The sequence below is a fragment of the Paenibacillus sp. IITD108 genome (genome assembly GCF_036541265.1).
GTDB lineage: Bacteria > Bacillota > Bacilli > Paenibacillales > Paenibacillaceae > Pristimantibacillus.
The window spans coordinates 225841-246027 of the sequence record NZ_JAZHCT010000004.1; the positions used below are offsets into that span (position 1 = coordinate 225841).

Consider the following 20187-nt stretch of genomic DNA (forward strand, 5'->3'; position numbering starts at 1 on the left):
CATGTTACTGACAGCATGCCTTCATTCATTTCCAAGCATCCTTTATGACCCTATCCCTTGATTATTGATCAAGCCACTCTTTTCGCATGAATAATTAATCTGGCATCTGTAACTTCATACGTACAGGTAACAAGTGTAAGCAGTTGATCATCCGGCGTCACTGTAATCCCCGTATCATACCGGGATTTTTTTGTTATTTTGTCCAAATAGGCATGATACTGCTGCTCATCTGCAAATTCATATTCAAAAAACTGGTCCTCAGGTGAGTATATATACACGGAAAAAATTTGATACTCTGCCGGCTCTTCAATTCCTTCAAAAATGATTCTGTCATGCCCCTGATAGTACGCAGCGTCCTTATACTTGGATAACTCTCCAAACATACTGCCATCCTTCATGTAGTGGCCGTAAATCACAGTATGAAGATCATCATTCAAATCCGCATTTCGATAGTCCATAAAAATCGAACCGCGTGCAGAGCGCTTCTTCTCAACATTATGATTGAGGTAATAGTCATTATCGTTAGATTTTACTACAGGATAATCAATGCCCGTATTGTCAATGCTGATCCAGCCGACAACATCAGAATTGATCTCCAGCAAAGGGGCGAATCGTTCCTGATAGATTTGCTTCAGCTGCTCCTCCGTTAAAGCTTCCTGCTCTATCTGGTGCCCGGCATTTTGCGAGTTGTCCTTTAATTTCTGAGCAGCCTCATACCGTTCTCTTATGCGATCATTCAAGTTGCTGCTTTTGTAGCCGTCATATAAATATTGTGCTAATTGATAACCGCTGTACAAAAAAACGCCGATAAGCATAATTAGCACAACTCTCTTTATTGATTTCGCCATCATATCCCTCAACTTAAGTTTCTCGTACTATTTTAATCTTATTATAAATGAAAACCTTATACTTTCTTATGTTTTCAAAAAAGAATGCGTACATTCCTTGAGGAATATACGCATTCGATCAGAAAGAACCTTATTGTTTATGAGCTCTTCTTCTTCCAACTAGCGTTATAGTAAGAAGAAGCAGTCCGCTGCCAATAAACAGCCAAACCATTGTAGAGATCGAATCTCCTGTCTTTGGCAGCTTATTGCTTTGATTTGGTCCGCTGTTAACGCTGCCCGTTTCCTCTTGGGCCCCGTTGCCTGAACCATTATTAGTGCCGTTGTCTGTTGAACCAGTTCCAGGGGTGCCTGTTCCTGAATTCGGATCAGTATTTTCTGATGGATCCGTAGGTTTTCCTGGTTTTCCGCCATTTTCACCTTCTGTATCTTCATCATCAGCTTTTTTATTTACAATCGTGTAGGCTTTAACTTCACCATCAACTGTAATATTAATAGCAATGACTTCGTCCGATTTCTTATAAGACACAGGTGCCGACAGCTCTTTCAATTGGTAAGAACCGTATGGAATATTTTCGAAGCTTGCGATACCTTTGCTGTCGCTTACTGCGACTGTAACTAATTTATTGTTTTTGTCATATAAACCAAACTCCGCGCCTTCCAGCGGTTGATTGAGCTCATTAACTTTTGTAACAACAATGTCGCCGCGAATAACACGATTTTCTACAGTCCCCGCATTAAACGTCTGCGAATCCTCAGTTACTGTTATAGGCAGAGTAACATGCGATAGAATGTAGCCTTCAAGTGCTTTCAATTCTTTGACAACATAGCTGCCAGGAACAACATTGGTAAATGCTGCAACACCTTTAGCATCCGTTATGCTATTTGCAATCGGTGCTGCAAATGCAGTATCTGCCGCTTTGTACAATGCAAATTCAACACCAGCAATTGCTGCGCCTGCATCATCAACCTTTTGAACAGTTACGCTCGGCCAAGGAGCGTCACTGCTGCGTTCATTGACAAACGTCAGCTTTATGTCGTTTTGATTAGCTGCAATTGTTACTTTCTCCACTTGATCAGATTTCACATAGTTTTTAGGAGCTTCAACCTCTTCAACTGTGTAAACGCCTTGGATCACTGGAGCGAAACGGGCAATACCGGAGCTGTTGCTCACTGCTTCCGCAACGAGTTTGCCAAATGCGTCATAAAGCGCAAATTTCGCACCCGCAAGCGGCTTGTCTAGTATGTTGACCTTCTTAACTTCGATCGCTCCCTCGATAAGCATAACCGGAATGTATTGGTTCTCGAAGTTTCCAAGCTGATAAGTTTTTCCTTCTTCTGTCACAGAAACAGATAGCTTGTCTTTTGACAGATAGTAGCCGCTAGGAGGTGCTACTTCAATAATCGTATAATCTCCATACTCTACATCTTCAAAACGAACAATACCATCTTTATCAGAAGTTGCTGTTGCAATTTCATAATCCAATGTTGTGTCGTCTGCCGCATATAATGCGAAACGCGCGTTCTTCAACGGATTGCCTGAATGTTTAGCGACCTTGACGAACTCGACATCTCCTTTAATGATCTGGTTCGTTACATTTGGCAGAGTTACAGTAGTATTATGAACTAGTGCATTAATATCTACCGTCGCAACGTCAGTTGTTAAAGGATTATAGCCGGTTGGAGGTGTTTTCTCACGAATAACATATTCACCTTCGCGTACATCAGTAAATGTAACTTTGCCATCGGTGCCGCTTGTTACCGTTTGTACAACATCCTCGTTTTCATCCAACAACACAAACTCTGCACCCGCTAGTCCTTGCCCTTTATTACCTATTTTCACGAACTCAATGTTAGCTTCAATAAGTGTGTTAGCAACAGTACCAAGCGTAATTGTATTGTTGTGATCACCAGCTTTAACCGTCACGCTATGAACGACACCAGTAATAGGAACATAGCCATAAGGCGGTGAAATTTCTTTTATCGTGTAGCTGCCTTCTCCAATGTTCGTAAAGGTTACTTTACCGTCAGATAGACTTGTTTTCGATTGAACAAGAGCATCTTGACCATCGTACAGTCCGAATGTTGCGCCAGCTAATGGAGCGCTATTCTCGTTGTTTTTAATGAATTCAATGCTCGATTGAATCAGTGTGTTCGTGACGTCGGCAAGCGAAATCGTAGTTCCATGCTGCGCTTCCTCAACGGTTACCGTTCCAATATCTCCAGTAAGCGGCAAATATCCGAATGGAGTTTTTGTTTCACGAATCGTATAAGTACCAGCCAAAACATCAATGAATTCCACGATTCCATCTTCGTCAGATTCTGAAACGGCTACAGCTTGATCACTGCCGTTAAACAGTGTAAACTCTGCACCTTTCAATTCATTGCCTGAATTGTCCAGCTTAACGAATTTAATATTTGCTTTGATTAGTTCGTTAGAAACGTTACCTGGCTCTATTGTTGTCGCATGTTTAGCGGCAGTAACCTCTACAGCATGAACAACGCCTGAAAGTGTGCGATAGCCGAATGGAGCCGTTATTTCACGAATATCGTACTGCCCATATGGCACATCTTCGAACAATACCTCTCCCGTTGCAGAACTTGTTGCTGTAGTTACTGGAGTAGAGCCTGCAGCTGCACCTCGTTCAAACAACCCGAATACCGCGCCTTGAAGCGGACCATTGTTTTCATTTTGCTTCACAAACTTAATGTCAGCTTCAATAAGTGTATTGGCAACAGAGCCAAGCGTAATCGTATCGTTGTGATCACCTGCTGTAACCGTCACGCTGTGAACAACACCTGTAATAGGAACATAGCCCGTAGGCGGTGAAATTTCTTTTATCGTGTAGCTGCCTTCACCAATGTTCGTAAAGGTTACTTTACCGTCAGATAGACTTGTTTTCGATTGAACAAGAGCATCTTGACCATCATACAGTCCGAATGTTGCACCGGCTAATGGAGCGCCATTCTCATTGTTTTTAATGAATTCAATGCTCGATTGAATCCGTGTGTTCGTGACATCGGCAAGTGGAATGGTAGTTCCATGCTGCGCTTCAGCGACTGTTACTGTATGAACATTGCCGGTAAGCGGCACATAGCCGAATGGCGTATTCGTTTCACGAATCGTATAAGTGCCAGCCAAAATATTTTGGAATTCCACGATTCCATCTTCGTCAGATTCCGATACGGCTACAGATTGATTGCTGCTGTTAAACAGTGTAAATTCTACACCTTCCAGTTCATTGCCCGTATTGTCCTTCTTAACAAATTTCATATTTGCTTTAATCAATGCATTAGTCACTGCAGAAAGCTGGAGCGTAGTTTCGTGATCGGCAGCAGTAACCTCTACAGCATGAACAACGCCTGTAAGTGTGCGATAACCTGATGGTGCCGTCACTTCACGAATATCGTACTGCCCGTACGGCACATCTGCGAACAATACCTCACCTGTTGCAGAGCTTGTTGCTGTCGTTATTGGTGCAGAGTCAGCAGCTGCGCCGCGAGCAAATAAACCGAACACCGCGCCTTGAAGCGGACCATTGTTTTCATTTTTCTTCTCAAAACGGATATCTGCATTAATCACTTGGTTTTTAAATGTTATATCCAATGACTTCTGGTTTTGCGCGCTTTTCAGCTCTACTTTAGCGGCACCTGCTACTGCAGCGGTGTTCGCCGCTACGTCTGCAGCCGTTGTTAATATCACAGGAGTATCGTCAATAGACACATCGCCGCTTATCAGGTAGCCTACCGGAGCTTCCTCTTCTTTAACGTAATAAGGCAAGTCCAGCTTAATCCGCTTGAATTCAATCTTACCGTCTACGGTAGTGGTTTCTTGAACTTTATTGCCATAACGGTCATATAAAGCAAACTTCGCACCGGACAACGCCTTGCTCGGTGTATCCAGATCTACTTTGTTTACAGTTATAGTACCTAGATTGCCATAAGCAATACTTCCTGATTCAATGAAGGAAACGGTTTTCGAATCATTGGATTTATAAGCATCGCTAATTTCTACTTTTTCTCCTGACGCATTGGTTCCGAATAAGTTAATGCTGTTAGTGAATGAAGTTCCATTAGCCACATTTTCGGTTGTGTACGTACGGAAGGAAAGCTTATAAGCATGTTTAATGGAATCCTGGTCATCTGCCGCATTGTAAGGGAAATCAAATCTAAACTCATTCGTTGTAGAATCGTACTTGATATTCGAGCCATCAAGAGGAACATTCGTGCCCGCGCCCAAACCATCATTCAAATCTGCTGGAATCGAATTTGGAACTTGAATAGGACCAGCGTATTTCGTCAACGTAACACTTGATGTATCCAGCTCCAATCCCGGCTTCAGAATATCAATCAGCCAAAACTCCTTGACGCCCAACAGCTGATTCAAGTCAACAGCATTGGAGTTAATATAAACGATCCAATCGATATAACGGCTGTCCGTTGATTTAATAGGAACAACGCCTTTTTTGCTTACGATATGGTTTTTGATCGTCTCAGTCGCTGTTTCGACATTTTCTATATTTGTTTCGTCATGCGTTAATGTAGCTTTATTCGTAATGTTAAAGCTGCCATTATTGAAGTCGCCATTTTGTTTCGTAAATTTGGACAAATCCACAACTTCAGTTACAAACTCAATCGTGTACATCTCAGTTATGCCTTGATTGAATTCAAATGTTACTTTTTTCCCGTTAGCATCTGTAGTTTCAGTTGCCGTTACAAGGCCATTGACAGTATTGCCATTCTTATCTTTTACGACAACCTGACTAGGTACGAAGTTCAAGCCTGCAGGAATTTCATCCACAATTTTTACATTATTTAATTTAATAGGACTATACAGCAATGGATCTAATGCTCCCGGATTAACTGGTGTAGCGAATGACCCATTCTCATTAACAACTAGCTTCCATTTAATATAACGATCTCCAGCGTTATAGCCGGCATTTTGTTTTTTGAATACATTGCTTGCAAAGGTTTGCGTGCCCGTAGAGTTAAAACTTATGGAACCGCTCGTAAAGTTAGCCGTGTTCCCAAAGCTGCCGCTACTGTTAGCTGTTATTACATTATTATTTTCCGGCTTAGTATCAAAGGTAATCGTATATTTTGAGTTAATATCTGCGCCAAACGTATAAGTTAGTGTTTTGTTGGTGCTATTGTAGCCGAAAGTACCGCCCGAATAAGCATTTCCATTTGCGTCGACAATTTTTGCTGATCCTGCAATATATTGCTGACTTGAAGGAATCACGTCGGAAATGGTTGGGGCAGCCAATTTAATATTTTCATTATTAATTGAAATGGACCATGATATAACGCCGTTTGCGCGGTTATAGCCTGCGCCGCTTTTTGTAAACAGGTTGCTTCCTACTCCGACAGACCCTTTGTTGACAACACCAGCACCCGCAGCTAGGCCAGCCCATGAAAGCTCAGCTTCGTTCTTGAAGTCGTAGTATCCATTTTTCTGGAAGAAGTCTGGAGCAATTTCGGTCTCATATGTGATCGTAACCTTATCCGTAATATTGCCAAGATTAAACGTAATATTTGATCCAGATATTACAGGTGCTACAGTGGAAGCACCAGTTACTATTGCAGAGCCCGCAACAAAAGTTAGTCCCGCTGGCAGCTTGTCCTTAATTACAGCATCGTTGAACTGCAAGCCGTCCTCATTGACGACAATCGTCCATTTAATATTTTTCGTGTTGTTTGCTGTAGTTGGAGATAATTTCGAACCCGACTTGCTTAATATATTGATTGGGATTGGAACGGTTGCCGGGTTATCCGCATTCGTAGTTTTATCTCCGTCATGTGTTAGATGTGCATTATTTGTTACGTTAATGGAGGTTTTTCCCTCTTCCAGCGCAGCTGCAAGAGCAGCCGGATCCAGATTTGTAACAAAGCTAATCGTTTGCTGAGAATCGATATCGCCTAGAGGGATACTCAATGTATTACCGCTAACCGTGAAATCGCCGCTTGCAAGAGCAACATTATTAAGTGTAATAGTAGACTGATCAAGTACTTGACTGGCTGGAATTGCATCTATTAGCGTTGCATTCTCCACCGCTACATTTTCACTATTAACAACAATTGTCCACTTAATGTCCGTACCGTTAACGAGCGCACCACTCTTTTGAACCGATACAGGAGGCGGTGGCGGAACAAAATCTTTTTCAAATGTTAATGTAATCGTTTTGCTTGGATCTGTAAATTGGATATCTGTCGAATCTCCGTTTGTATTAATCTCGCTTTGATTGAATCCGCCAGCAAGGAAAAATGCTCCGCCTACGTTGGATTCTTCCGTCACACCCGCGGTAAATACAACTTTAATTTTATTGCCTGGCTCGATATAAGCATTAGCAATTACATCGCCATCTTCTGTTCTTAAGTATTCAAAAGGAGTGCCTGTACTAGGCGGCAATGATATTGCTGCAGGTACGTCAAAAATGATGTAGTCATCTGCTTCAATGGTATGATCATTAGGCAAATGAAACTCATAATAAAGCCAAAATTCAATATTTTTATCAATTTCTGTTTGACCAAAAAGAGTGTTTCCCAGTGGATTGCCTGGAACGCCGGTCTTTTCCTTTAAGTCTACTTCTGTAATAAAGTCAGTTAATACTTGACCCGTCACATCATTGCCTGCCGCATATGAAACGAGTACAGCAGAAATAGAACCGAGCTGCAAAGCAACGGCTAATAAACAAATCCAAAATATTTTTGCATATTTTCGCATGATGTCCTCTTCTTCCTACACATAATTTTAATAGCAACATTATCGCTAACTATCTATTTAATCTGCCTATATCACTCCATTTGTCGTTAAAGTATACTTCGGGGTTTGTTGCATTTTAATTATATATGCCTATTTTCCATCCAAGACACTATCCAACCTATCTTATTACAAACATTCTGAAAAAAAACTAAAAAATATAATCCTAAATAAAAAACCAATATCTCTAAATTCACATAAATGCGATAAAAATAAAAATGACCCCCTAGGAATATCGTAATTTATAATGCAAAAAGACCTTAACCCGGATGTCGGATAAGGTCTTTTCCTTGTCTATATCCCCGTGGCAACAGGTTGGCACCTTAGTGCATCACCCAGCCACCGTCTACATTTAATGTTTGGCCCGTCATAAAATCACTGTCTGACGAAGCAAGAAAGATAAAGCTGCCTACCATATCATGCGGCAGCTGTCGTCTAGGAATCGCTTGCTCTTGCTCCAAATAGAGTCTCGTCTCTTCTTGTACAGAACTATCCGGAAAATCCAACAATTCCTGTTCGGTCATAACGGCTCCAGGAGATATCGCATTAACGGTAATTCCTTCTGCTCCTAATTCACGGCTCAATGCGCGAGTGAATCCGATGACTGCTCCTTTGGAAGCAACATAATGGACAAAATTCTTTTGACCTCGAAAAAAAGTTACAGAGGTTACGTTTATGATTTTGCCATACCCTTTGCTGCGCATATAAGGATACGCGGCTTTACTCGTCAGGAAACAGGATTTGGCATTGACAGCCTGCACCTTGTCCCATTCATCTCCGGTAATCTCATGCCAGGCTTTGCGGGGATAAATCCCTGCGTTATTCACGAGAATATCCACGCCATCCCACTTTGTTTCGATTTCTCGAAACATATCTTCGACCTGCTCTTCACTGCTGACATCCGCACAAATAGCGATCGCCGTTCCGCCGGCCGCTTCTATCTCAGACACGACTTTTTCAGCGCTTTTCGGATCACCTATGTAATTGACAACTACCTTGGCCCCCTCACGGCCAAAGGCTAAACATACTTCTCGGCCAATTCCAGTAGCGCCGCCGGTAACCAAAGCGACCTTATTATATAAACGCATAAGTGACTCCTTCCCTTCCTCTTGCTGCCAAGCAGCTATATGATGTAATCCAGGCATTCATCTAAAGGATACAAAGGTCTCGGCACCTTTTTAAAAGACAGCTTAGAAAAATTGGCCGTGCTTGCTCCAGGCGTATCGATTATGTAAATGCCGCCATGAGCGATGCGTTCATATTCCGCACGGAATTGCGAAGCAGATTTCACCAGGACAAGGTCAGCTTCAAGCGGTTCCAATCCAACACTTCTATACATAGCCGGATCACCGGTAAAGGTCGGATGCTCCATAAGCAATAAATAAATGCTATCGATTCGAATAACTGCACAGCAGCCCATAATCGCCTTCATATTTGGGACCGTCCCACCCCCAAAAGTGAATGAACCCTCTCGATTGACATACTCCACTATCCCTTGAATTTCGATAGGCTGTCCATATTCAACACTCATAGAGTGACCGACGGTTAATCTAACACTTTGACCTACGCCTTTGTCTGCAGCTAGCTTGGCAGCATCGCCATCAACCATACTTAACAGACAAGTAAATTTCAATTCATTGCCAAATTGCAGGAGCTGCCGCAAAACAGCATTGCTGTCTCCAGGTGACCCGGCACCAGGGCTATCGGCTGAATCTGAAACAATAACAGGCCCTGCGGGCTTTTGCTTTCGCATAAGCTCTATAATTTGCTCCACATTCCATAAATCGACTTGAAATTGTTGACGTCTGCTCCATAGTAATGATGCGAGCCGCTTCGCTTCCGTCTCAGCTTCTACTGCATCCTTGCCTACTACGACAACGGTACAGCCGAGCTCAGCTACGTCTAGCCATGGCTGAACAATCAAAAGCGAAGTAGCTAATGAAGCTCCGCTTTGCTGCCCTGCATCTGCCTCCAGCCACAGCTCCTTCATGGGCTCGACACTTGTTGTATGCGCCTCTGCTGGCAATATTAAAGGAAGCTTCACATGATACATAAACGGCTTAAACTCCTTGCCAATAATTGAAAACAATATATTAGCAGCTCTGTAGCCAGTATCAGCATAATCGACATGCGGGAATGTTCGGTATGCAACAAGCGCATCAACTTGATTCATGATCGTCTGAGTAACGTTTGCATGCGAATCAAGTGTTATTACAATTGGAACATCTGCACCTACCTTGTTACGAATCAGGGTTACAATTTCTCCATCAACATCATCGCTGTCTTCAGCTACCCATGAACCATGCAGAACAAACAAGACACCATCGCATGCAGGCCATTCATTCAATCGCTCCGCAAGCAATTGCTTCAGCTCATTAAGATCGTTCCGACGGATTGGTCCGGAAGAGCACGCTTGTGTAAATAAGGTTGGAAGTATCGTGACATTTTGCCGCTCTTTGGCAGCACGAAGAAATCCGCTCAGTTCATTATCTACGTTATTATCCAGCAGCTGCTCTCCTATTTTAAAATAATAGTTGTAAAAGTCCGCAATGCCGCTTTTGTACGAGCTAAATGTATTGCTTTCCTGAAGCATGCCTCCAACAATGATATTCAGCTTTTTTACCATAACCATTCTCCCCTATTCAAAATGATTTGAATGATAGCTCGAGCACGAGCCGCCTTCTAAAGCTGGTCTTGCTCCACGCGTATATTGTCCCAGCACGCCTTTATGGTAAATAGTCGGAGGTGTCCAGTTTTTCAGACGCTCGCTGTAAATTTGATCGATTTCAGCCGAAGTACGTTCTACGCCTTCAGTTCCAACTACATCAATGATTCGATTAGGAATATCTATTAAAATAATATCATCATTCTGAACAACAGCAATCGGTCCTCCCGAGAGCGCTTCAGGTCCCAAATATCCTACGCAAGGCCCGCGTGTAGCACCGGAAAATCTTCCATCCGTCACCAGCGATGTCGTGTGTGAAAGAACAGGATCAGAAGCGATTAATTCAGAAAGAAAAAACATTTCCGGCATGCCGACAGCCTTAGGACCTTGATAACGGACAATAATAACATCTCCCGGCACAATTTCCTTATTGATCAATGCATCAACGGCAGACCGTTCACTATCATATACTTTTGCTTTTCCTTTATGCACCTGCATGTCTGCTGAAACAGCGGAAATTTTAATGGTAGCTTCTTTCGGAGCCAAATTGCCTTTCAGCACGGCAAGCGACCCGTGAGATTTAAGCGGTTTGGACATTGGATAAATAACGTTTCTACGATTTAGTTTGTAATTAGCCAAAAACATTTCAGCAAAACGCGGCATTTCGTTGTTTCGATATTCGTTTAAGTTTTCTCTCAATGTTTTTCCGGTTACAGTTATCACATCAAGATGCAAATAAGCTTCCAACTCAAGCATAACCTGCGGCACGCCCCCAGCGTACCAAAACAACTCCGTCGGATAATGACCGGCTGTCTTCGTATCAACTAGCACTGGAATTTGACGATGAATGCGATCGAACTCTTGTACATCGAGCTCAATCCCAATTTCCCTGGCAATTGCAATCAAATGCATGACTGCATTTAACGAGCCTCCAATCGCAGAGTGAACCATAATGGCGTTCTCGAAAGCTTCCTTCGTTAATATCTTTGAAGGTGATATCCCTTCATGAACCAGCCGCATAATTTGTTGACCAGCAGCCCGTGCCATGCGCCCAATCTCTGCATTCGTTGCAGGAATTAAGGCTGACCAAGGAAGCGCTAATCCTAGAGCTTCTGCCATTACTTGCATAGTAGCTGCCGTACCCATATATTGACAGGCTCCGCAGGTAGGGCAGCAAGCACGTTGAAACGCCAAGAACTCTTCCTTGGTCATTTTTCCTTTATCCACCTCTACGCTCATATGCCAAAGCTCTTCGTTGGAACGCATGCAAGGGCCCGCCCCCATGGCTCCGCCAGGCACATGTATAGCTGGTATATCCAACCTGGCTATCGCCATCAAATGAGCCGGAACCGCCTTATCTCCAGCAGAAGAAAGCACCATTGCGTCGAATGGGGTAGCCATTGCATGAATTTCGACCATGGAAGCAATCATATCCCGGGATGGAAGAGAATACTTCATGCCTTGATGCGCTTGTGCTACTCCATCGCAAATGTCTGTTGTCGTATAGATGGCGGGCTTACCATTCATTTGAAATACGCCCTTTTCGATCTCGCTCACTAGCTGATTTAAGTGATAAGAGCTAGGGTGGCTAGCCCCATCGGTACTTTCGACGAGAACCTGAACCTTATTCAGATCCTCAACTGTCCAGTCCATCGACATCCTCAGGGCATCGCCCTCAAAGCTGATTTTGCGCACTTTCTGACTTTCTAATGTCTCGAGTTCTCTGCTCATCTTTAGGTAGCCTCTTTTCCCATACTTGAATATTTAACCAACTTACCCCCATTATAATTTCATGTTGTAAGATTGTCTACAATATTACAATTTAGTTTTACAAATTTATTTTTGTAAGTTATAGTCTAGATTAATAAGGATTTATTGTTGGTAAAGGAGTTTACGGCTCATATGGAAAATTTCACTTTCGAAGAACAGAAAAACACTTCTCTTCGCCATAAAATTACTGATGATATACGCAAAGCGATTTTTAGCGGACATCTATTGCCAGGTACACGGTTACGTGAGGTGGAGATGTCAAAGCAAATGGGTGTCAGCCGGGGACCTATTCGAGAAGCTATGCGGATGCTTGAACAGGAAGGCTTGCTTATTTCTCAGCCCTACAAGGAAACTATGGTTTCTGATATTACTCGCGAGGAAGTTATTCACGTACTTATTCCAATAAGGCTGACCTTAGAGCAATTTGCAGTTAAAAAAGCATTAGATTTACTTGATGATTCACACTATGCTAAACTGCAAAGCATCATAGATAAGATGAGAGAGGCAGCAAATCGTCAGGATATCGCCCAAATAGCAGATTACGACCTGCACTTTCACGCTTATTTGGTTGAGCTTTCCGGAATGAGCAACATCATTAGCATCTGGAACTCTATCTATAACCGAATTCGCCTTCATTTCATAACTCAAGCCCGCACCTATGACGATCTAATAAAATTATGCCAGGAGCATGAAACCTTATTAGAAGCGATTAAGCTAGGCAACGAGAACGACATATGTGCAGCATTAACTGAGCATATTCAAATTGTGAACTGGGACTTTTTGGACAAACAAGAATAAACGGCTTCGCAGTTCTTTGGAAAAGCGCGTTTACCGATGAAGAATAAGAACCAGTTAATCGCAGTTTAAATTTGGCAGTTAAGCCTTGAAGTAACTGGTGACATAGGCAAGTTGTTTTAATGCGATCTCCCATTCGAGTTGACTTACTTCGTCGCAGAGAATACCGAGCAATGATGAACCTCTAAGGGTTGCCACAAACGCTATTCGTGCAAAAAAGACAGCTTTAATTTTTTAACGGTTGCCATCGCGCTTAATTTCCCAAAAAGCACTGTTTTTGCTCGAGAAATGGTACAATAGCGCTCGTGGCAACCGTTAAATGCTCAAATGAGCTAAAATAATCGAAATAGCATCTCTGGCAACCGTTAGGGTAATGACTGATACACAAAATCAAACTATAAACATGTTAATAATCGCGAGAAGCTGCTTCACTGCATTTTCACCCCAACATTCAAGCCGCACACCAAGTTATTCACGCACTTATGCACTTATCCACATTTCATACACATGAAACTCACAGTTTTCAAGTTAGATATCCACAAAATCAACAGCCTTATCAACATGTAAATGGATGTTTGTACACATGTTATCCACAAGTCTGATTGAACAAATTTTATACAGCTGCCTATTACTAACAAAAAAAAGCCTGAGCCCGGCATCGGGTTCAGACCTAACGGCTGCGTGGAGCCTATATGTGTACAATGGAGTGTTTGAAATTGTAACGAATTCGCCAAGCGCTCTGTGTAAGCAAACCGCCATTTGGAGCCCCCTTTTTACACCAATAAGGCTTCTCAGGTGTGTCCATTCAATTGTGAATGATGCAACAAGCAATTGAAGAGGTGGCACTGCGATCAAGTTTGGGCTTTACGACCGCTGTTATATGCCAATTTTTTGGTGCATATAAAACCTGTAATAGTTAAAACTGGCCTACAAAGGCGGACGCTATCGCTTCAGTCCCAATCTTGCTCTCCGTTCACCTTTCTTTTGCTTACCAAATGTTGCCCAAAATGAATGTACATGGTCACACGTTCCGTTATTTACCTAAAAACTGCCATTGATTTAATTACGCGGACACACATTCCGCTATTCGTCTCTAGATGGGACTTTTTCTTCGATTTATTGACCAATAGCGGAACGTCTGTCACTTTACCTCCTCAAAACTGCGGTTTTGGGCCCAATAGCGGAACGACTGACCATCTATTGAAGACCAGAAACGCTATTATGCCGAAAAAGCTTGCATTAAAAATCTAACGAAGCTTGACGGGCTTATTTGGGTCAAAAGGGCCTAAAAACGTGGATTGTTCACACATAGAGCTGCTAGTCTTCGTTACAATTAAAAATGAGCTGTTTTCGTTGAAATAGCACTTGTCAGCTTCGTTAGAATTATTTTCAACAGCCTGACAAATTACACTAAGATGACCCGAGACACCTATTCGCACTGTTCGCATCATTAGCCATCATTTATAATGAAAGCTAATCATAGTATCAGAGGAGTTAATAGAGATGAACCTGTCTGCTCAGCATAACACCAGCCTTACGATTGGAGAGCTCATTGACTACTTGACCAGCCGCGGACCCGCAGTATCCCCAACGGTAGACAAGCTTCTGTATGGTGAACCAGATACAACTATAACAAGTGTTGCTGTAACCTTCCTGGCCACGCAATCTGTCATTAAGCAGGCTGCCGAGCTTGGAGCGAACCTCATTATTTCACATGAGCATCCTTACTATAATCATAACGGTATGCAGCACGAACAGTGGAAAGAGGATGCTGTAGCGCAAAACAAGCATTTATCCATTATGGAATCCGGCATAGCTATATTTCGCTATCATGACCATTGCCACCGCGAGCAAATCGACCTTATTACAGATGGATTAGTTCGCCAGCTGGAGTGGGAGCCGTATATGGAGCAGCGGCTGCCTGCCGCTTCGATCGCCGTTCTGCCTTCTATGTCTGCTGCCGACATTGCGGAGCATATCAAGCATACATTAAGGATTCCTTATGTGCGGTTAATAGGAGACCCCTCTCAGGCATGCTCGCGCGTTGCGATTACTGTAGGCTATCGCGGCGGCGGCAATGTCGTGCTTCCTTTGCTGCGTGAGCAGCGAGTACAGCTCGTTATCGCAGGGGAGGGCCCGGAATGGGAGGCGCCTGAGTATGTTCGCGATGCCCGTGAGCAAGGGTTGGATTATTCCATGATTATGCTTGGACATGCAGAAAGTGAAGCGCCCGGCATGCGCTATATCGCACAATTGCTTGCCGAGCAATTTCCCCATATAGCTGTTCATACCCTGATAGACAAGCCGTTATACGCGATACTTTAACAAACAAGTTAGCTGATCCGGTAAACAAGCAAAGCGCAGTAAATGAATACTCTGCCTGTTATACTGCTCAAGCCTGCATCATTATACTGCTCAAGCCTGCATTATCCTGCAAGCCTCATTATCCTGCTCGAGCCTGCTTTATCCCGCCCAAGCCTGCTTACTCACCCGCTGCCTAACTGCCCACTGGTCGCTAAGCCAGCTCCAACAGACACATATCGAGGCATATTTGGATGGAAAGCAGCGCTTCGCGATCAGTAAATTGAATTTGTACGCCGTCGCCTTCCACTTGCACAATTGTGCCTATGCCGAATTTGCTATGCTTCACCGAGCTGCCCACTACGAGCTCCGATCTATTTTTTATAGCATTGGGATTATTCATTGGAAGCAGCGCCGGGACAGTCTGCTGAAGGGCTGTGCCCGGCTCCTTCGGGTCTGCCTTAGCCTTAATGGCGCTGACAAAACGCGACTCCATCCCTTTTACACCGCCCCGCTCCGAGTAAGTCATGCATTCCAGCCTATGTCTCGCTCGCGTCATGCCGACATAAAATAACCGTACCGCTTCCTCCATTGCAGCTTTGCTCTGCTCACTGTTTTTCATTTCATCTGCCGAAGGAATAATCCCTTCCATCATATCAATCATGTATACATGGTCGAACTCCAGCCCTTTGGCGCTGTGAAGAGTGGAAAACGTTACAGCAGGCTGCCCTTTTATCTTCTTAGCATGCTTAAGCCTTTCCTCCAAGTGCTTTAGGCGAGCAGCGAATTGCTCCATCGTCTCTAACGAATCCGCAATGCTCTCCAAAGTATCCAATATGCCCAGCAAATAATCCTTGCGAAAGCCATAACGCTCGCTCAGCTTCTCAATCGCTTTGTCGTAGCCTAACCGCCCTCTTATAACCTGAATAGCTTGCAGCGGCGGCATCCCTTTCATCTGCTGAAATATTTCCTTGCATTCGGTAATCAGCTGCGGCTGATAATCCTGCAATTCAACATATTGTACTAAGTTATCAAACACAGACTGCTTGTTATCTATTTGCTTCAGCGCTTCCATTTGCGCTTTGCTTATATAGCCGTTCATTTTCCGATATATAGCTTCCAGCAGGTCCACACGCCGATCAGTAAAGGTCATGCGCATAAAATTCAAAATATCTTCAACAACCCAATGAGAGAAAAAGCGATTGTCAGCATCCTTCATATAAAAAGGAATACCCGCGCGGTCGAAAGCATGGATAAGTGGAATGGAGCTATCATGATTGCGGTATAATATAGCGACCTCGGATAGCTCTTCCAGCTTATACTGTTGAATTCGCTCTACAATATAAGCAGCCTGGCGATCATAAGCCGGCAATTGTGTAAATAGGATCGACTCATTTGCTTGCTTTTCTTTGGTTGTAAACATATTTTTCGGATAACGGTCACGGTTGCGCTTAATGAATTCATTAGCAGTGTTAACAATTTGCGGCGTTGAACGATAATTTTGTTCCATAAATAATATTTCCGCATTTTTATATACCTTCTGAAAATCGAGCAAATAGGAAGGCTCTGCACCACGCCAGCTATAGATGGATTGGTCATCGTCAGCAACGACGCATAAATTGACATGCCCGCTTACCAGCTTCTCTACAATCGCATGCTGAATAAGCGAGGTGTCCTGGCTTTCATCCGTCATCACATAATCGAATTGCTGCGCAAAGCTCTCCAGCAGCACCGGATCCTCGCGCAAGGCCCGCTCGGCTATAACGAGCATATCGTCATAATCGATCCACTGTTCGCCGTGCTGATCAAGCTTGAACTGCTCGTACTCCCGCAATACAATATCGGCCTTCACGAGGCTTGTACGCACATCAGCCCATTGCTGCTGCGGAATCATTTTATTTTTGACATAGCTGATGTACCGAAGCAGCTCTTCCATCTGATCCTCAGCCAGGATCTGCCTGGTTATTCGCTCGTACAGCATGCGCAAAATCATTTTTTTATGCGGCGGCTGCCCGTTCTCCAATAACGAGGACGCAGCAGAAGGCGCTTCTCCTGCCAGCGCCCGCCCTTCAATAAGGCGAAAGCGCCGCCCCTTGCTGCGCAAGTAGCTTTTCATAATTTCGAAGGAAAAGCTATGAATGGTAGAGAACTGGGCGGCCGGCAAATAAGGAAAAAAGCGCTGGAAGCGCTGCTTCATATCCGCCGCCGAAGCTCGGCTAAAGGTAAGCGCCTTAATACGCGCAGGGTTAACCTGCTTCTCTTCAATCAGATAGCCGATTCTCATCACCATCGTCGTTGTTTTGCCTGATCCGGGAGAAGCGAGCAGAAGCACCGGCCCGTCAGTTGTCGCGACGGCCCGCTTCTGAACCTCATTCAGCTCTACGCCCGTTTCCTTCTGCTTGCGCACAAAAAACGACTGTGCTTGCTCCATTCGATCTATTTGCTCAAGCTCCATTATTTTTTTCTGTTCTTGTATTGCCTGTTTCATCCTTCTCACCTTTCCAGCTTTTCAGCTGCTTCCGATCCAGCTTGCCTACAGCAGTATAAGGCAGCTGCTCCACAAATGTAAACTGAGCAGGCATTTGATACCTCGCCAATCTGCTGCGCAGCCATTCTTTCAGCAACTCCTCTGTCAGGTCCGCCGCAAAAGCGGGTACGATCCAAGCATGCAATCGCTGGCCGTACAGCTCATCCGCTGCGCCCACGACGGCTGCAAATTCAATAAGAGGATGCTGCAAAAGCACTCGCTCCACATCAAGCGGATAGACGTTCTCTCCTGCTGACACGATTCTGTCATCCATTCTGCCGCTTAAGTAATAAAGCCCCTGTTCGTCCTGATAGCCCATATCTCCAGATGGAATCCAGCGCTTCCTTGATCTTTTGCGAAAGAGCTCATGCGAAACGCATAGCTGTCCGATCCCGCCAGCCTGCATAGGCTTATTGTTATCATTCATCACCGCTATTTGAATGCCGAATATTTTTTGGCCAATCGTTGCCGAGTTGCTGCTTAAATCGTTCGGAGACGCAATTGTATTAAGCCCAGCCTCTGAGGTGCCGTACAAATTGTATAGGATTGGGCCAAGCTGCTTTAATACGAGCTCAACAAATGACGGCTGAAGCTCTGCTCCTCCGGAAGCGATGCAGCGCAGCGAGTTCAAGCTTTGCTTGGAATGCGCAAGCATGCGATGAAGCATTAGCGGCACAACCGAGATCATTTCAATTTTATGCTGCTCTACAATCGCGCAAGCCTGCTCAGCGGTGAAGCGGCGGCAAATCGCCATCTCCCCGCCCATCGCGGTCATAACGAACAGGAGCGCAATGCCATAGCCATGAAAAATAGGCGTGGCAATATAAGCTCGCTCGTAATCAGCTAATTTCAATCTGGTCATGATAGATAAAAAAGGACCTATATATTGCGATATCGAAGGCTTATGAGCAGCCGTTTTGAAATGGCCTGTCGTTCCTCCTGTTAAAAGCATTAATTTTCCGGCGCTGACTCTTGCCAGCTTTATTTTTTCCGGTGCAGCTGTGCGAGCGAGCTTATAAACTGAATCAGCTTTATCATGATAGCTTAACAGTTTCCTACCGGCATAGCAGGATGCATGAAGAAACTCAGTGAACTCCTCATCATATATGACAAAGCTGAACTCGTATTGCGCTGCCAGCCGCTGCCACTGTTCCTTGCTCATCTCAATATTTATGAAGTACAAATCTGCGCCTAGCCCGGAGCCCGCAAATATCGAATGAACAAGGCTGGCATGATTTCTGCACAAAATGGCCACACGGTCTTTTTTTTGCAACCCGTATTTGGTGCGGAGCCAGTACGCTAGGGATAAGGATTGGTCAAACAATTGATTATAAGTGAAAGCTTCCTCTTCATCTCTTAATGCAGAACGAAAGCCGTACGATCGACTGGCATAATGTAGCAGCGCCAAAACATTCGTCCCATATTGTCTCATCGCATTCATCAGTCTTATCCAGCCAACAGGCGTGTGCAGTTTCAGTCTATAAATAACGCGAAGCAGCTTTGAAAAGTCCATCAGCGCTCCCCCTTTATCCATCTTGGCGCCAGCCTGTCCCAAGCGCGCGCACAAGGATAAACAGCTCCGCCGTCCTTTGGACAGGCGCGTTTACCGGCGAATTATAAGAACAAATTTATAGTGAAAACTTATAAAGTCTTATCATTTAAAGAAAGACAGCCACTCTGCAGGCCAAAGCCACCATGGCTTGAAAGCTCGTTTGTGCGTATACATCGCCTTGCTGATATGCGCCGCCACATGCTCGGGCGACATAGCCGGCATCGACTTGTAGGAGGCGGTCGGCTCAATCATAGGGGTGCGCACTAAAGGGAGGTAAAAAGTCGTTACTTTCACATCTCTGGCGCGAAGCTCGGGCGCAGCAGCACGCAGCCATTGGTCGAAGGCCGATTTGGAGGCTAGATAGGCAGACCAATGCGGAAAAGGCTGCAGAAGCATATTAATAGTTGAAACATTAATGATCTGCCCTTTTTTTTCTTCCAGCACAGGAATTAAAGCAAGCATGAGCTGCACTGGTGCCAAATAATTGATGGCCATCGTTCGTGTAAAATCATGATACCGGTCAAGGCTGGCAAAAATTGAGCGCTTGATCGACTTGCCTGCATTGCTTACGATAATATCAATGCCGCCAGGCACAGCCTCAAGCCACAGCAGCAAGGCTTCCATTTCATCGGCTTGACGAAGATCTGCAGCGTAGACTGACACCTTCGCCTTACCCTTTGCGGCGATGCTGTTTTTAAGCTCAATCAGCTTCTGCTCTCTTCGGGCGATCAAAATAAGATGAACAGGCATATTGGACAGTCTGACAGCCAATGCTTCGCCAATACCCGAGCTGGCGCCTGTAATAATAATTGTTTTACCGGATAAGTGTTGAAGCAGCCTTTGCTCGTTTATGCGCACTTGAGGAAATAATATAGCTTCCAGCCAGGTATAGGTCGACATAGTCGCTCCTTTCGATCAGCCTTTGATCCAATCATGCTTACTGTTTTCAACATTGTCAAAATAACAAGGTTT

10 protein-coding genes are annotated in these 20187 nt (G+C 44.2%); 2 read left to right on the forward strand and 8 right to left on the reverse strand.

Annotation, left to right across the window (positions count from 1 at the left end; translation table 11 throughout):
- Positions 1 to 68: 68 nt before the first annotated feature.
- From srtB to ilvD, 5 genes are all read right to left on the reverse strand, one after another.
- A complete protein-coding gene (gene srtB / locus V1L65_RS05315) occupies positions 69 to 851 on the reverse strand; it encodes a class B sortase (protein ID WP_331698089.1) in 783 nt (260 codons plus the stop codon).
- 127 nt (positions 852 to 978) lie between these two features.
- Positions 979 to 7569 carry a SpaA isopeptide-forming pilin-related protein gene (locus tag V1L65_RS05320; protein ID WP_331698037.1) on the reverse strand — a complete coding sequence of 2197 codons (6591 nt, stop codon included), beginning with the start codon at positions 7567 to 7569 and terminating at the stop codon, positions 979 to 981.
- Positions 7570 to 7928: 359 nt separating this feature from the next.
- Positions 7929 to 8750 carry an SDR family NAD(P)-dependent oxidoreductase gene (locus tag V1L65_RS05325; protein ID WP_331698038.1) on the reverse strand — a complete coding sequence of 274 codons (822 nt, stop codon included), beginning with the start codon at positions 8748 to 8750 and terminating at the stop codon, positions 7929 to 7931.
- Positions 8729 to 10231, reverse strand: coding sequence for a M81 family metallopeptidase (locus tag V1L65_RS05330; protein ID WP_331698039.1), 1503 nt, complete (start codon positions 10229 to 10231; stop codon positions 8729 to 8731). The genes V1L65_RS05325 and V1L65_RS05330 overlap by 22 nt, the downstream gene beginning before the upstream one ends.
- A 12-nt stretch (positions 10232 to 10243) precedes the next feature.
- Positions 10244 to 12001 (reverse strand): dihydroxy-acid dehydratase, encoded by a 1758-nt coding sequence (ilvD, locus tag V1L65_RS05335; RefSeq protein WP_331698040.1) that lies wholly within the window; start codon positions 11999 to 12001, stop codon positions 10244 to 10246.
- 171 nt (positions 12002 to 12172) lie between these two features.
- Here ilvD and V1L65_RS05340 point away from each other — a divergent pair, with 171 nt between their 5' ends.
- Entirely contained in the window at positions 12173 to 12838 is a 666-nt protein-coding gene (locus V1L65_RS05340; RefSeq protein WP_331698041.1) for a GntR family transcriptional regulator, read from the forward strand.
- A gap of 1500 nt (positions 12839 to 14338) precedes the next feature.
- Positions 14339 to 15160 (forward strand): Nif3-like dinuclear metal center hexameric protein, encoded by an 822-nt coding sequence (locus tag V1L65_RS05345; protein ID WP_331698042.1) that lies wholly within the window; start codon positions 14339 to 14341, stop codon positions 15158 to 15160.
- Positions 15161 to 15350: 190 nt separating this feature from the next.
- Here V1L65_RS05345 and V1L65_RS05350 read toward each other — a convergent pair whose 3' ends face one another.
- From V1L65_RS05350 to V1L65_RS05360, 3 genes are all read right to left on the reverse strand, one after another.
- Positions 15351 to 17567 (reverse strand): ATP-dependent helicase, encoded by a 2217-nt coding sequence (locus V1L65_RS05350; RefSeq protein WP_442955672.1) that lies wholly within the window; start codon positions 17565 to 17567, stop codon positions 15351 to 15353.
- 13 nt (positions 17568 to 17580) lie between these two features.
- Positions 17581 to 19176 (reverse strand): AMP-binding protein, encoded by a 1596-nt coding sequence (locus tag V1L65_RS05355; RefSeq protein WP_331698044.1) that lies wholly within the window; start codon positions 19174 to 19176, stop codon positions 17581 to 17583.
- 141 nt (positions 19177 to 19317) lie between these two features.
- Positions 19318 to 20115 carry an SDR family NAD(P)-dependent oxidoreductase gene (locus tag V1L65_RS05360; RefSeq protein ID WP_331698045.1) on the reverse strand — a complete coding sequence of 266 codons (798 nt, stop codon included), beginning with the start codon at positions 20113 to 20115 and terminating at the stop codon, positions 19318 to 19320.
- Positions 20116 to 20187 lie beyond the last annotated feature (72 nt).

Excerpts from the sequence above, each read along its gene's own strand:
- srtB (WP_331698089.1), bottom strand. The coding sequence starts at position 851 with ATGATGGCGAAATCAATAAAGAGAGTTGTGCTAATTATGCTTATCGGC.
- V1L65_RS05320 (WP_331698037.1), bottom strand. The coding sequence starts at position 7,569 with ATGCGAAAATATGCAAAAATATTTTGGATTTGTTTATTAGCCGTTGCT.
- V1L65_RS05325 (WP_331698038.1), bottom strand. The coding sequence starts at position 8,750 with ATGCCTGGATTACATCATATAGCTGCTTGGCAGCAAGAGGAAGGGAAG.
- V1L65_RS05330 (WP_331698039.1), bottom strand. The coding sequence starts at position 10,231 with ATGGTAAAAAAGCTGAATATCATTGTTGGAGGCATGCTTCAGGAAAGC.
- ilvD (WP_331698040.1), bottom strand. The coding sequence starts at position 12,001 with ATGAGCAGAGAACTCGAGACATTAGAAAGTCAGAAAGTGCGCAAAATC.
- V1L65_RS05340 (WP_331698041.1), top strand. The coding sequence starts at position 12,173 with ATGGAAAATTTCACTTTCGAAGAACAGAAAAACACTTCTCTTCGCCAT.
- V1L65_RS05345 (WP_331698042.1), top strand. The coding sequence starts at position 14,339 with ATGAACCTGTCTGCTCAGCATAACACCAGCCTTACGATTGGAGAGCTC.
- V1L65_RS05350 (WP_442955672.1), bottom strand. The coding sequence starts at position 17,567 with ATGGAGCAAGCACAGTCGTTTTTTGTGCGCAAGCAGAAGGAAACGGGC.
- V1L65_RS05355 (WP_331698044.1), bottom strand. The coding sequence starts at position 19,176 with ATGGACTTTTCAAAGCTGCTTCGCGTTATTTATAGACTGAAACTGCAC.
- V1L65_RS05360 (WP_331698045.1), bottom strand. The coding sequence starts at position 20,115 with ATGTCGACCTATACCTGGCTGGAAGCTATATTATTTCCTCAAGTGCGC.